Source organism: Streptomyces pathocidini (genome assembly GCF_001418495.1).
Classification (GTDB): domain Bacteria; phylum Actinomycetota; class Actinomycetes; order Streptomycetales; family Streptomycetaceae; genus Streptomyces; species Streptomyces pathocidini.
This window is the reverse complement of record NZ_LIQY01000386.1, coordinates 1-13300: the sequence shown is the minus strand read 5'-3', so window position 1 is coordinate 13300 and position 13300 is coordinate 1. Positions and strand designations below refer to the sequence as shown.

The 13300-nt window shown below is 69.1% G+C and carries 12 protein-coding genes; 2 read left to right on the top strand and 10 right to left on the bottom strand.

The features are described from left to right. Positions 1 to 197: 197 nt before the first annotated feature. The 4 genes from pstB to pstS all read right to left on the bottom strand — a co-directional run bounded on the left by pstB (position 198) and on the right by pstS (position 4338). Positions 198 to 974: a phosphate ABC transporter ATP-binding protein PstB gene (pstB, locus tag AOK16_RS18345; protein ID WP_055473319.1), complete on the bottom strand. Its 777-nt coding sequence runs from the start codon at positions 972 to 974 to the stop codon at positions 198 to 200. Positions 975 to 1038: 64 nt separating this feature from the next. Continuing rightward, a complete protein-coding gene (pstA, locus tag AOK16_RS18340; protein WP_055473318.1) occupies positions 1039 to 2103 on the bottom strand; it encodes a phosphate ABC transporter permease PstA in 1065 nt (354 codons plus the stop codon). Continuing rightward, positions 2100 to 3089 carry a phosphate ABC transporter permease subunit PstC gene (gene pstC / locus AOK16_RS18335; protein ID WP_055473317.1) on the bottom strand — a complete coding sequence of 330 codons (990 nt, stop codon included), beginning with the start codon at positions 3087 to 3089 and terminating at the stop codon, positions 2100 to 2102. Before pstC ends, pstA begins: the two co-directional genes overlap by 4 nt. 121 nt (positions 3090 to 3210) lie before the next feature. Continuing rightward, a complete protein-coding gene (gene pstS / locus AOK16_RS18330) occupies positions 3211 to 4338 on the bottom strand; it encodes a phosphate ABC transporter substrate-binding protein PstS (protein WP_055473316.1) in 1128 nt (375 codons plus the stop codon). A 278-nt stretch (positions 4339 to 4616) separates the two neighbouring features. On the opposite strand from pstS, the gene AOK16_RS18325 reads away from it, so the two are divergent. Further along, positions 4617 to 5747, top strand: a complete 1131-nt coding sequence (locus AOK16_RS18325) for a C40 family peptidase (RefSeq protein WP_055473315.1) — start codon at positions 4617 to 4619, stop codon at positions 5745 to 5747. A gap of 32 nt (positions 5748 to 5779) precedes the next feature. Here AOK16_RS18325 and AOK16_RS18320 read toward each other — a convergent pair whose 3' ends face one another. Further along, positions 5780 to 6310, bottom strand: coding sequence for an O-acetyl-ADP-ribose deacetylase (locus tag AOK16_RS18320; protein ID WP_055473314.1), 531 nt, complete (start codon positions 6308 to 6310; stop codon positions 5780 to 5782). A 169-nt stretch (positions 6311 to 6479) separates the two neighbouring features. Here AOK16_RS18320 and AOK16_RS18315 point away from each other — a divergent pair, with 169 nt between their 5' ends. Next, a complete protein-coding gene (locus tag AOK16_RS18315) occupies positions 6480 to 7937 on the top strand; it encodes a PP2C family protein-serine/threonine phosphatase (protein WP_055473313.1) in 1458 nt (485 codons plus the stop codon). A 28-nt stretch (positions 7938 to 7965) separates the two neighbouring features. On the opposite strand, the gene AOK16_RS18310 is transcribed toward AOK16_RS18315, so the two are convergent. The 5 genes from AOK16_RS18310 to AOK16_RS18290 form a co-directional block, all read right to left on the bottom strand. Continuing rightward, a complete protein-coding gene (locus AOK16_RS18310) occupies positions 7966 to 8322 on the bottom strand; it encodes a DUF2516 family protein (protein ID WP_055473312.1) in 357 nt (118 codons plus the stop codon). A gap of 120 nt (positions 8323 to 8442) precedes the next feature. Continuing rightward, positions 8443 to 9102, bottom strand: coding sequence for a hypothetical protein (locus AOK16_RS18305; protein WP_055473311.1), 660 nt, complete (start codon positions 9100 to 9102; stop codon positions 8443 to 8445). 41 nt (positions 9103 to 9143) lie between these two features. Then, positions 9144 to 9623 carry a helix-turn-helix domain-containing protein gene (locus AOK16_RS18300; protein WP_055473310.1) on the bottom strand — a complete coding sequence of 160 codons (480 nt, stop codon included), beginning with the start codon at positions 9621 to 9623 and terminating at the stop codon, positions 9144 to 9146. 147 nt (positions 9624 to 9770) lie between these two features. Then, positions 9771 to 10118 (bottom strand): hypothetical protein, encoded by a 348-nt coding sequence (locus AOK16_RS18295; protein ID WP_055473309.1) that lies wholly within the window; start codon positions 10116 to 10118, stop codon positions 9771 to 9773. Between the two features lie 13 nt (positions 10119 to 10131). After that, entirely contained in the window at positions 10132 to 12828 is a 2697-nt protein-coding gene (locus AOK16_RS18290) for a DNRLRE domain-containing protein (RefSeq protein ID WP_055473308.1), read from the bottom strand. Between the last annotated feature and the right edge of the window lie 472 nt (positions 12829 to 13300).

Genomic DNA, 13300 nt, shown 5'->3' with positions numbered 1-13300 from the left:
CCCTTGCGGAACGCCTGCCCACGCCGGAACGGAAAGTGGGCCCGCCCCCGGGAGCCAGGGGCGGGCCCTTCGCCTTGCGGTGGCACCGCCATGCAGCACCGCAGGACGCCTGTCGCATGCGGGCGGCCGAGCCGCCGCCGCATGCGGTCCGGCGGGTCGGCGCGCACCGTTGTGGAGCGCGGCCGCCCGCCGCGGGATCACCCGAAGCGGCCGGAGATGTAGTCCTCCGTGGCCTGGACCGACGGGTTGGAGAAGATGCGCTCGGTCTCGTCGATCTCGATGAGGCGGCCGGGCTGCCCCACCGCGGAGAGGTTGAAGAAGGCGGTGCGGTCCGAGACTCGGGCCGCCTGCTGCATGTTGTGCGTCACGATGACGATCGTGAAGCGCTCCTTCAGCTCGCCGATCAGGTCCTCGATCGCGAGGGTCGAGATGGGGTCGAGGGCGGAGCAGGGCTCGTCCATGAGCAGCACCTGCGGTTCGACCGCGATCGCGCGGGCGATGCACAGCCGCTGCTGCTGGCCGCCGGAGAGGCCCGAACCGGGCTTGTTCAGGCGGTCCTTGACCTCGTTCCAGAGGTTGGCGCCCTTGAGCGACTTCTCGACGATGCCGTCCAACTCGCGCTTCTTGTACGAGCCGTTGAGCCGCAGGCCCGCCGCCACGTTGTCGTAGATGGACATCGTCGGGAACGGGTTCGGCCGCTGGAAGACCATGCCGACCGTGCGGCGCACGGCGACGGGGTCGACCCCGCTGCCGTACAGGTTCTCGTCGTCCAGCATCACCTTGCCCTCGACGCGGCCGCCGGGGGTGACCTCGTGCATGCGGTTCAGGGTGCGCAGGAACGTGGACTTGCCGCAGCCGGACGGGCCGATGAAGGCGGTCACGGAGCGGGGCTCAACGGTCATCGAGATGTCCTCGATGGCTTTGTGGGTGCCGTAGTAGGCGGTCAGGCCGCTGACGTCGATTCGCTTGGCCATGGGGATCACTTCTCTTCTCATTCGACCGCGGTCAGCGGCCGGCCACGCGGCGGAAGCCGCAAGTTCAGTGCTTCGGTGCCTTCCAGCGGGCGATACCGCGGGCCACCAGGTTGAGGATCATGACGAACGCGATGAGCACGAGTGCCGCTGCCCAAGCGCGGTCGTAGGAGGCTTCGGTGCCGATGCGGTACTGCTCGAAGACGAACAGCGGCAGCGAGGACTGGGCGCCGTTGAACGGGTCGTTGTTGATGAACGCGTTGCCGAACACCAGCAGCATGACCGGCGCGGTCTCACCGGTGATGCGCGCGACCGCGAGCATGACGCCCGTGGTGATGCCGCCGATCGCGGTCGGCAGGACCACCTTCAGGATGGTGCGCCACTTCGGCACGCCCAGGGCGAGGGACGCCTCGCGCAGCTCGTTCGGGACGAGCTTGAGCATCTCCTCGGTGGAGCGCACCACGACCGGCATCATCAGGATCGCCAGGGCGAGCGCGCCGGCGAGGCCGGAGAAGCCCATGCCGAAGGTCAGTACCCAGGTGGACAGGATGAACAGACCCGCGACGATCGACGGGATGCCGGTCATGACGTCCACGAAGAAGGTGACGGCCCGCGCCAGCTTCCCGCGCCCGTACTCGACGAGGTAGACGGCGGTGAGCAGGCCGATCGGGGCGGAGATCAGGGTGGCGATGCCGACCTGCTCCAGGGTGCCGATGATGGCGTGGTAGACACCGCCGCCCTCGTCGGTGTTGGCGAGCCCGGCCATCGAGTGGCCGAGGAAGTCGCCGCTGAGCGCCTTGGAGCCGCGGACGGCCGTGGTCCAGGCGAGCGAGACCAGCGGGACGATGGCCAGCACGAAGCTGACCCATACGAGACTGGTGGCCACCCGGTCCTTGGCCTGGCGCTTGCCCTCGACGCGGCTGGTCGCCACGTACGTGATGAGCACGAAGAGGAGCGCGGAGACCAGGCCCCACTGGACCTTGCTGTGCCAGTCGGCCACGAGGCCGAGGCCGCAGCCGAGGGCGATCGAGCCGGCGGCGATGGCGGCCGGGGCCCAGCGCGGCAGCCGCGCGTGGGCGAGGGTGGCCGGACGCGGGGCGACCGGGCGCTTGTCCATGACGGCGTGGCTCATGCGTTGGCCCCCGAGTACTCCTTGCGGCGGGCGATGATCATCCGGGCCGCGCCGTTCACCAGCAGGGTGATGGCGAACAGCACCAGGCCGGAGGCGATCAGCGCGTCCCGGCCGTAGTCGTTCGCCTCGTTGAACTTCGCGGCGATGTTCTGGGCGAAGGTGCCGCCGCCCGGGTCCAGCAGGTGGCCGGAGAAGAGGAAGCTCGGGGAGAGCACCACGGCCACGGCCATCGTCTCGCCGAGCGCTCGGCCGAGGCCGAGCATCGAGGCGGAGATGATGCCGGAGCGGCCGAAGGGCAGCACCGACATGCGGATGACCTCCCAGCGCGTGGCGCCGAGGGCAAGGGCCGCCTCCTCGTGCATCTTCGGGACCTGGAGGAAGACCTCGCGGGTCACGTTGGTGATGATCGGGAGGATCATGACGGCCAGCAGGATGCCGACGGTGAAGAGCGAGCGGGCCGGGCCCGTGCCCTCCTTGTCGAAGATGTACGTCCAGCCCAGGTAGTCGTTGAGCCAGCTGTTGAGGCCGCCGAGGTAGGGCACGAGGACGAGCGCGCCCCACAGGCCGTAGATGATGCTGGGGACCGCGGCGAGCAGGTCGATGACGTACGCCAGCGGGGAGGCCAGCCGGCGGGGCGCGTAGTGGGAGATGAACAGCGCGATGCCGACCGCGACGGGGACGGCGATGACCATGGCGATGATCGAGCTGACGACCGTGCCGTAGGCCAGGATCGCGATGCCGAACTCCGGCGGGCTCCCCGCCGGGTTCCACTCGAAGGCGGTGAGGAAGTTGGCCTCGTCCTTCGAGATGGCGAGGTACGCGCGGTAGGTGAGGAAGACCGCGATGGCGGCCATGATCACCAGCAACAGGATGCCGGATCCGCGGGAGAGGCCGAGGAAGACCCGGTCTCCGGCGCGGGTGGTCCTGCCCTGCGAAACGGCTGGTGACGGCGGCGGGGGCGCGGTCGTGGTGGCGGTTGGGTTCATGGATCGCTCCGGTCTGGTGGGGCCGTCACTGCGGTACGGTCCCTGGCGGCGGTGCACCGGATGGTGGGGGCGGACGACCGGCCCCGCCCGTACTGCTGGTGGGCGGGGCCGGTCGCTCGGGTCAGGAGAGGGTGGGGACGATCTCGCGGACCTTGTCGGCGATCTCGGCCGGGAGCGGGGCGTAGCCCTTCTCGGTCAGGATCTTCTGGCCCTCCTCGGAGGAGGTGTAGGTCAGGAAGGACTTCACGGCGTCGAGGGTCTCGGCCTTGTTGCCCTTGTCGCAGGCGATCTCGTAGGTGACGAGGATGATCGGGTACGCACCCTCGGCCTTGGTCGCGTAGTCCAGCTCGAGCGCCAGGTCCTTGTCCTTGCCGACGACCTTGGCGGCGGCGATGGCCTTGGAGGCGTTCTCGGAGGTGGCCTCGACGGGCTCGGGGGCGCCGGTGTCGACCTTCACGGTGCTGATGCTCTGCGAGGTCGCGTAGGACAGCTCGAAGTAGCCGATGGCGCCCTCGGTCTGCTTGACCTGGGAGGCGACGCCGGAGGAGCCGCTCGCGGACTGGCCGCCCTTGGCGGGCCAGGACTTCTCGGCCTCGTACTTCCAGTCGTCCGGAGCCGACTTGCCGAGGTACTTGCCCAGGTTCTGGGTGGTGCCCGACTCGTCGGAGCGGTGGAAGGCCTGGATCTCGGTGGCCGGGAGCTTGGCGTCGGGGTTCAGCTTCGCGATCGCCGGGTCGTTCCACTTCTTGATCTTGCCGTCGAAGATCTGGGCGATCGTCTTCGCGTCGAGGACGAGGCTGTCCACACCGGGAAGGTTGTAGCCGATGGCGATCGGGCCGCCGAGCATCGGGAGGTTGACGCCCTGGCCGCTCTTGCAGACCTTCTTGGACTCGGTGACCTCCTCCGGCTTCAGCGCGGAGTCGGAGCCGGCGAAGGCGGTCGAGCCCTGGAGGAACTCGGTGATGCCACCGCCGGAGCCGATGTCCTTGTAGTTGATCTGCACGTCCTTGCAGGCCGCGGTGTAGGCCTGGACCCAGGCGTCGATGGCGTTCTTCTGCGCCGAGGAGCCGGAGGCCAGCAGCTGGCCCTTGCCGTCGCACTTGATGTTGCCGGCGGCCGCGGTGTTCTGGCCGCCGTTGCCGGCGTTGTTGTCCGAACCGCAGGCGGTGAGGACAAGGGCACCGGAGACTGCGACCGCGCCGACGGTCAGGGCGCGCAGACCGCGGCCGTTCTTACGCTGAAGCTTCACCTTCGAGTGTTCCTTCCTGGGGCCCGCCGGTGGACGGCGAAGCAGATGAGGGTTGGTTCTGCATCCACCCGGCGGCTGCACGCTCACCGGTAGGGCTGAAATTAGGCAGATCAGGTGAATCGATCGACGGGCCCAAGTGAACGCAGGGTGAACCTCGCCCATCGGTGCGGCGACTTACCCCGTCGGTAGCGCCCGGGGAACCACAGTGCGCCTCTGTTGCGTTACGGAGAGACATGGCACCATCCGCGCGGGACCCGAATCGACGGGAGGTGGGCCTCGTGAGGCTTCCGGGGGGCAGGAACGGCAGGGGCGTACGGCTGGTGGTGGCGACGGCTCTCGTGTGCGCCGTCACGGGACTGGCGGCGCCAGGAGTGGCACAGGCGGCGGAGGCGAGGCCGGAGCCGCGGGATTCGGCCGGCTCGGCGCAGCACGGGGGTCCTTCGGGCCGGCCGGGGCCCGAGGCGCGGGCGGGCCGCAGCCTGGAGGACGTCCGGCGGCAGATCGACCGGCTGTACCACGAGGCGGAGGCGGCCACTGACGCGTACAACGCCGCGCGTAGCGCGACCGAGAGGCAGTCGCGGGAGATCGTGCGGATCGCGAAGGCCGTGGTCGCGGCGCAGGAGCGGATGGACCGCCTGAAGAGGCAGGCGGGCGCGCTGGCCCGCGCCCAGTACCGGATCGGCGGCTTACCGGATGAGGCGCAGCTGCTGCTCGGCCGCGGCGGCCCCGAGGAGTTCCTCCGCGACGCGAACCTCGCCCGCAAGGGCCAGCAGGCCACGAAGGGCCTGATGACGGGCCTGGCCCGGACGCAGAAGGAGCTGGACGCGTACGCGAAGTCGGCGAGCGGGCAGTGGCGGCGGCTGGAGGAGAACCGGGAGCGGAAGGCCGCGGCGCGCAAGCGGGTCGAGGGGCGGCTGAAGGACGCCAGGAAGCTGGAATCCGAGCTGGAGAGGGAGGAGCTGGAGCGGCTGCGCCGGATGGAAGCGGAGGAGGCGCGCGAGGCGCAGGCGAAGTGGCTCGGTTCGGGCGTCCTGGAGGACATCCGGGGGGAGGCCTCGAAGCGGGGCGGCAAGGCCGTCGCGTTCGCGACCGCGCAGATCGGCAAGGACTACGTGTGGGGGGCCGAGGGCCCGGACACCTACGACTGCTCGGGGCTCACCTCACAGGCCTGGCGGGCCGCGGGCCGGCCCATTCCGCGTACGTCCCAGGAGCAGTGGAAGCAGCTGCCGCGGATCGATATCGAGGACATGCGGCCCGGGGATTTGATCATTTACCACGGGGACGCGAGCCATGTGGGAATGTACGTCGGCGACGGCGCGATCGTGCACGCTCCGCGGCCGGGCCGTCAGGTGACGCTGGCCGGGGCGGGTTCGATGCGGATTCTGGGCGTTGTCCGGCCGGACAAGTAAGTAGCTTGTAGGGAAAGGGAATTGACTTCCCGTCAATTCCCTTTCCCCAGGCCCTGGAAGACCTCTTCGAAAACCCCGTAGGCCTCCTCGCCGAAGAGGACGAAGCGGGCCTCCGCGAGGGATTTGGGGGCGGCTTCGCGTACCGCCGTGAGCGCGATGCGCGCGGCGTCCGCCAGCGGCCAGCGGTAGACGCCGGTCGAGACGGCGGGGAGGGCGACGGTGCGGGCACCCAGCTCGCCGGCCACCCGCAGCGCCTCGCGGTAGCAGGAGGCGAGCGTGTCCGAGCGGTCCTCGCCGGCCGACCAGACCGGGCCCGCGGTGTGGATCACCCAGCGGGCCGGCAGCCGCCCCGCCGTGGTGGCCACGGCCTGGCCCGCGGGCAGGCCCTTGCCGTAGCGGGTGGCGCGCAGCGCACGGCATTCCTCCAGGATCTCCGGGCCGCCGCGCCGGTGAATGGCGCCGTCCACGCCGCCCCCGCCGAGCAGCGAGGAATTCGCCGCATTCACGATCGCGTCGACTTTCTGCTCCGTGATGTCACCCATGATCAGCGTGATGTTCGTCATTCGCCGATTGTCTCGCTTCAGGTCAAAACCCCTGACAGTGACGGCATATGACACCGGCGGTTCCGCGGACGCCATTCCGTACCCCTGTGCCGTACCGCTAAGGTCCCCTCTCAGTGCCCGCCGCCCAGGCGGTCGCTCTGCCCTCGGGGGGAGGGAAGGAAGCAGAGGAATGCCCGTACCCGTACCGCAGCACGGGGAGGCCCCGGCTGCGGGAGGTGCTTCGGTGGATGCCCCGGCACGTCCCGGGGCGAGGCGGCCCGTGCTGCCGCGACAGTCCGGCCCCGTGGACAGCGCGGGACCAAAGGACCCGGCGTCCGGATCGCCGTCGTCGCCGTCTTCGCTCTCGCCGTCGTCCTCGTCGCTCCCGCCCGCGTTCTCGTCTCCCGCGTCTTCGCCTCCGTCGTCCTCGCCCTCCGCGTCCTCGTCATCCTCGTCGTCCGAGGCCGCGCCGGGGCTGACGCTTCTGGTGATCGAGGACCACCCGGCCGTACCCCTCAACGTCCCCGAGATGCTGGACGCGGAGGGCAAGCGGGTCAAGATCCGCACGGCCCGCAACCTCACCGAGGCGGAACGGCTGCTCACCGACGACGTCCACTGCATCCTGCTCGACCTCGCGCTGGCGGTCCCCGGCCAGGAGGGGACCGGCGAGGGCGACGAGCTCGACACCCTCCGGCACGTGCTGCGCCTCGCGCCCAGCCACGCCGTCCTCGCGCTGACCGCGGAGGCGGACGCCGAACGCGGCGCCGAGGCCGTACGGGTCGGGGCCCAGGACTACCTCTTCCGCAACGAGCTGGACGGCCGACTGCTGAACCGCGCCATCCGCTACGCCGTCGAGCGCAAGCGCGCCGATGTCGCGCAGCGGCAGCTGACCGAGTCGCGGCTGCACGGCCAGGAGAACGCCCGGTTGGAGCGCGGCCTGCTGCCCAGGCCGCTGCTCGACGGGTCCGACCTGCGCTTCACCTCCCGCTACCGGCCGGGCCGCAGCCGGGCCCTGCTCGGCGGCGACTTCTACGACACCGTCCGCACCCCGGACGGCACCGTGCACGCGATGATCGGCGACGTGTGCGGCCACGGCCCGGACGAGGCCGCCCTCGGCGTCGAACTGCGCATCGCCTGGCGGGCGTTGACGTTCGCAGGGCTGTGCGGTGACGAGCTGCTCGGCACGTTGCAGAAGGTGCTGGAGAACGAGCGCGCGGACGAGGAGATCTTCGCGACGCTCTGCACCGTGGACATCGCCCCCGACGGCCGCAGCGCGGGCCTGTGCCTGGCCGGGCACCCGGCGCCGCTGCTGGCCGGCGCCGGCCGCGCGCCGGAGCTGCTGCCGTACGAGGACGGCGGTCCGGCGCTCGGCCTGCTGCCGCACGCGCGTTGGCCGCGGCTCGATGTGGAGCTGGGCGGCGACTGGAGCCTGATGATGTACACCGACGGCCTGATCGAGGGCCGGATCGGGGAGGGCACCCAGCGGCTGGGCCAGGAGGGCATGGCCGAGGTCGTCGCACGCCAGCTGGGCGAGGGGCTGCGCGGCGAGGAACTGCTGGACGCGGTGCTGACGGAGGCGCGCTCGCTCAACGGCGGGGAGCTGACGGACGACGTCGCGGTCCTGCTGCTGGACCGCGGTCGTTGCTGACGGGCGGTTCTGCTGCGGCGCTCGGCTGCTAGCGGCCGCCGTTGTATGGGCCGTACGGGCCGTCGGAGCTGCTGCCTCGGCGGCCGCCGCCGCGCCCACCGCCCGAGATCTGCTTGATCGCCGGCCGGACGTCCACCAGGTAGACGATGGCCGCGATCAGCCCGATGATCACCAGGAAGAACAGGCCGATCGGGAGCAGGTTCACCACGACGGCGAGGCCGAGGACGATCAGCCAGAACGGCTTGGTCTGCTTGTCGGCCGCGCGGTAGGCGTCCTCGCGCCGGAACGCCGCGTCGGCGAACGCGAAGGCCGTGAAGAGCAGAACGCCCAGCGAAACCCAGCTCAGCAGGTTGTGAAAGCCCTGCACCAACACTTCGTCCACCACCCAGTGAGTCCTGTCGGGCCGCCCCGGTGGGGTCGCCCCGCCGCCACGGTACCGGTCGTACCCGTACAACGGGCCGGGCACGCCATTCGTGCCCGGCCCGGTACGCGATGCCTCGATCGGTCACTCGCCCGGCTTGGGGCCCGTCTTCTTGGCGGGCGCCGACTTCTTGGCCGCGGCGGGGGCGGTCTTCTTCGCGGCGGCGGTGGCGGAGGCGCTGCTGGGGCCGCTCGCCGTGGCGGGCTTGGCCGGCTCGGCCTTCAGCTGCTCCGCCTTGGGGGCCGGCTTCTGCGCGGGCGCGGCGGCCTTGGACTCGGGCCTGCGGGCCGGCTGCGGCTCGACGGCCACGGCGATGTCGTTGATCTCCTCGGCGGCCTCGCCGCGCCAGGTCTTCACGGCGCGCTGGCCGCGCTCGGCCAGCTCGTCGTAGGTCTCGCGGGCCTTGACCGCGTACTCGGCGGCCTTGCCCACGCCCTGGAGCGCGTAGTCCTGCGCCTGCTCGCGCAGCTTCTTGATGTCGGTGTCGAGGCTGCCGAGCACCTCGTTCACCTTGGTCTGGACGGCGCTCTGCGCGTCCTTGGCCTGCTTGGCCACGCGCTCCTGTACGGCCTTGGGGTCGGCGGACCGCACGGCCGCGATGCGCTCGGGGGCCTCGGCGCGGAACTTCTCGAGCAGCGCCGGGACCTCCTTGAGCTTCTCGGCGGCGAGGTCGCCCGCACCGGCGGCCGCGTACAGGGGGGTCGGGTCGGTGAGGGTCTTGCGGAGGTCGTCGGTGATGGCCATGGCGGTGGTTCTCTCCCGGTGTGGGTTGAGGGTGGGGTTGTTCAGCTCTGGTCCGGCTCCGCGCCGTCGCCCGCGGCAGGTCCGCCGCGGTCCGTGCCCTTGGGCTTCGGGGCGGTCGGGGCGGTCTTCGAGGCGGTTTTCCGGGTGGTCTTCGGGGCGCCCTCGTCCTCCCCCAGGACGCCGTTCTCCCGGCGGAAGGACTCGTAGATCTGCAGCAGCACCTGCTTCTGCCGCTCGTTGATCGTCGGGTCGGTGAGGATCGCGCTCTCCACCTCGACGCCCTCCCGGTCCCGCTCGTCGAGGATCCCGGCCTGCACGTACAGCGTCTCGGCGGAGATCCGCAGCGCCTTCGCCAACTGCTGCAGGATCTCCGCGCTCGGCTTGCGCAGGCCGCGCTCGATCTGGCTGAGATACGGGTTGGACACCCCGGCGGCGTCCGCGAGCTGCCGCAGTGACAACTGCGCACTGCGGCGCTGCTCCCGCAGGAAGTCGCCGAGATTGCCGACGTTGAGCGAAGCCATGCCTCGATGGTGCCGCCTCCTGCTAACTTTTGCAAGCAGGCTGCTTGCAAAAGTGTTGCGCCCACGTAAAAACCTTCCCGGGGCGGCCGCCCATCGGATGTGCCCCGGGAAGAGGCCCCGATGGGCGGCCGCCGTCCAGCGCGGGGGCTAGCTCCAGGGCCAGGCGGCGTTCGGATTGAGCGAGCCCACCGCCAGGCCACCCGCGCAGGCGATCAGCCAGTCGGCCTGAGTCCACTGGTCAACCATGCGGCGCACTGCTGCGCCCGCTTGCGTGGGAAGGACGCAGCCGAGCAGAACGATCCCTACGAGATCGCTGAATTCGGATTCCTGGTTGCGGGTCACCGCGTACCCGGCCGCTGCCGACAAGGCAGCGAAGAGCAGGTTCCTCAGGTCCACATCCCCCAGCGACGGGAGATTGGCCCCGCGCCCCCTGCGAACCGTGTAGAGGATCAGCGCGACAGTCTCGGCGGCAATGGCCAGGATCGCGACCAGCATGAGTGTTTCCCTTTCAGAACTTGCATGCCTTCTGGACCGCCGGGATGCCGAGCAGGGCTTTGATGGCCGCCCGGTGCGCGGAGGTGAGCTTGCGGCGCTTGGCGTACGTCTGGATGAGCTTGGCGGTCTTCTTCACGCCGATCTTCTTCACCAGCCGCACCGCGGTGACAACGCGCTTGGAGGATCCGAGCGGGGTGAACATGGCGATGAATCCGGCGACATTGGCGGCGCACCAGAGGATCTTCTTGGTGGTGGACCACCAAGAAGGGTCGATGACGATGGGGAAGGCGCTGTTTGAATCGAAGTCGACGTGCTGGACCAGCTTGTTGCCGACGACTTTGTAGCTGGTGGAGACGTCCTTGCCGTTGGCGTCCTTTGCCCACGGGGCGTCGAAGAAGCCGGCCGGTTCCTTCTGAGGTGCCTTCTCGGCGTCTTCGTCTCCCTCGGAGTACAGGGACACCGAGCCGTCATCGTGCGTTACGACCTTCATCCCGGCGGGGATGACGAAGCCGGTCTCGTAATCGTGCGGCGCGGAACCGTTCTTGATGATGTTCAGCGTGCGCGAGCCGCCGTCGGTGGTGGGCTGTACGACCGCGTCGACAGGGCCGGAAGACGTGTAGACGACATTGCCGCCTACCTGGGTCCCACTGGTTCCGCCCTGGGGGATGGACAGCTTGTTCGGCATCTGTTCGTTCTGGATGTCGATGCTGTTGTTCTTGCCGTCCCAGGGAATCGAGACGGTGTTCTCCTCGGTCGTCGCGATCGAGGCGTACTTGTCGTCGGATGCGGTGGCTGCGGTGATGTCCGCGGCGTCGGAGTAGAGGTTCGCCAGCCCCAGTGCGTTCTCTGCGGCGGTGGGCTTCCAGGAGGTGTCGACGGTGAATCGGACCGGGTCGGACCAGCCGTTGGCGTAGTGGGTGCCGTCGTAGGTGGTGGTGCGGAAGCTGTAGGTCTTGCCCGAAACGAGCTTCCCGGCCGGGACTTGCACGCTGGAGGTGCTGTTGGCCGGTGCTGGAGCGGCATTGAACGTCGCGACGACGCTGTTGGTTGAGGTGTCGGTGATCTCGTAGGTTCCGGTGATCTGGTCCTCGGCGTTGGTGTCCACGGTGGAGAACCGAAGAGTCGGAGTGGTCGAGTTCACCTTGAAGATTCCGCCCTGGGACAGGAACGGCGTACCCGCCTGAAGATTGGTGCCGTTGTAGGGCCGATAGTTGTAGGTGACTTCGAGCGTGGGTACCTGGGCTTGATCGGCGGCTTCGGAGGAGTAGAACCGCTTCCAGGCGTAAGTGTCGGACTCATCGGTCGCTTTCAGCGCGATGGAGCTCTGTTCGGCGTTTGCCGATGACCAGGTCTGGGCGAGCTTGGTGATATCCGCGCTCACCCAACCCGCGTTGGAACACGAGGCGGACTTGGTCTCGCTCGAGGTGGCGATCTTCTCCTTCAGCGCCGGTTGCTTGGCCCAGCGGGTGTTCTTGTCCGCCGGGTCCGCGGCCCACACCTCCCAGGCGCGCTTCTCGCACGACCACGAGTGGTAGTTCCACATCTTCAGCGTCGCTCTGGACACCAGGGAGTCGGCGAAGTTCGAGGTACGGAAGGTCAGGAACGACCGCGCGGTGCGCTTGGTGGAGCCCTCGTAGTCGCCGGGCCAGCCGAGCTTGAGGTCGGTGTTCGCGGACTGGTCGGTGGTGTCACCTCCCTGCACGAAGGTGTCGAAGAGGACGTCCAGGGTGTCGGTGGCCGGGTCGATCGTCACCGGGTACTGAGTCTTGGGATCACTCAGCCACTTCGTGTCCGGGGTGAGGGTCAGCTCCACGGTGTTGCCATGCTGAGCGATCTTCATCTCGACCGGCTTGGTGTTGGTGTGCTCCAGCGACTTCTCGTCCACCGCCGCGTCCCACATCACCGGCGCGGGCATCAGCATCTGCTCTTCGTGGTCGGCATCGGTGAAGGACACCGAACCATCAGTGTTCTGTTTGACTGTCACCCCGTCGGGCACCGTCATGGGCAGCACGATCGGCGCCCCGTCCTCCGGGGCCTTGTTCAGCCGAAGGAACTGTTCGAATCCTGTACGGGTGGCCTCCACGATCAGGTCACCGCCGGGAACCGCGCCCTTGTAGGTGGCGGTGTTCCCGTCCAGACTCGGGGCGGGCAGGCCTGCCTTCCACTGCACCGCCAGCTGGTTGTCACCCGTGCCGATGGTGATCAGGTCGCGCGCTTTGGAAGCCGGGGCGTTCGCCGCCTCCTCGATCGACTTCGGCAGCGTGCCGCCCTTCCCGGCCAGTTGCAGCTGTTTGGGGTGTGCCTTGGCGGTTGCCCCGCCGTCCTTCGCGGCCTGGAAGTCGACATCGACATCCACCCACCGACCGTCGCGGATCATGCGGATCGGGCCGGAGGCCATCTCCCGTGTGAGGGTGCCGTCGGGGTTGGCGTAGACCGTGTCGGTCTCGGTGCGCATCTGCGCCACCTCGACCTTGCGGTCCTGGACCGCTGCTGCCGCAAGTGCGGCCTCGACGCTCTCGGCTTCCTTGATCGGATCGGACTTGAACGTCGCCAGGGATTTCTCCAGATCCGACATCGCCTTGTCGAATTCGGCGGTGGTTTCCTTGTCTTCGGCCGAGGGCCTGGCGACGGTGTGAGGCGTCGAGGTGAGGACGGCGCCTGCGGTCAGCATGGCTATGCCCGCCGTCCGGGCGCGCCAACTGCTATTCACGTTGTAACTCCAGTTTTCAGGCACAGCAGTTCAGGGCCTCTCCCTTAACGGAGAGGCCCTGGGTCGCTGTGATCGACTTATGCAGCCCATACAAGCCCGAGGTGGTCGCTTCGGGTAGGGACTTTTGTCCCTACTTTGCTTGATGCGCCTGAAACGGCATTCATGGCCTCACATCCAGCTTGATGACGGTTGAGCTGGTGCAGGCGTCGGACGTGGTGATCACCAAAGGTGCGGGGACGCCTGCTCGGTCTTCCTGGCCTACCTCGACTGGTGGCTCCCCGACTCGGTCGGCCAGGGCGTAGCGGCGTCGTTCCGTCACATCCGTGACGAGACCCGGACACCGGATTCGCGGCCTGATCGCCGGCCTTCGGGCCCCCGGTCGCTGGGGCCGGAGAGGGGTGGTTGCGGGCAGCACGACTATGACTTCGGTGACAGTGGCAGCGGGCGGTCAGGGAGTTGGGCGGTCCTATGG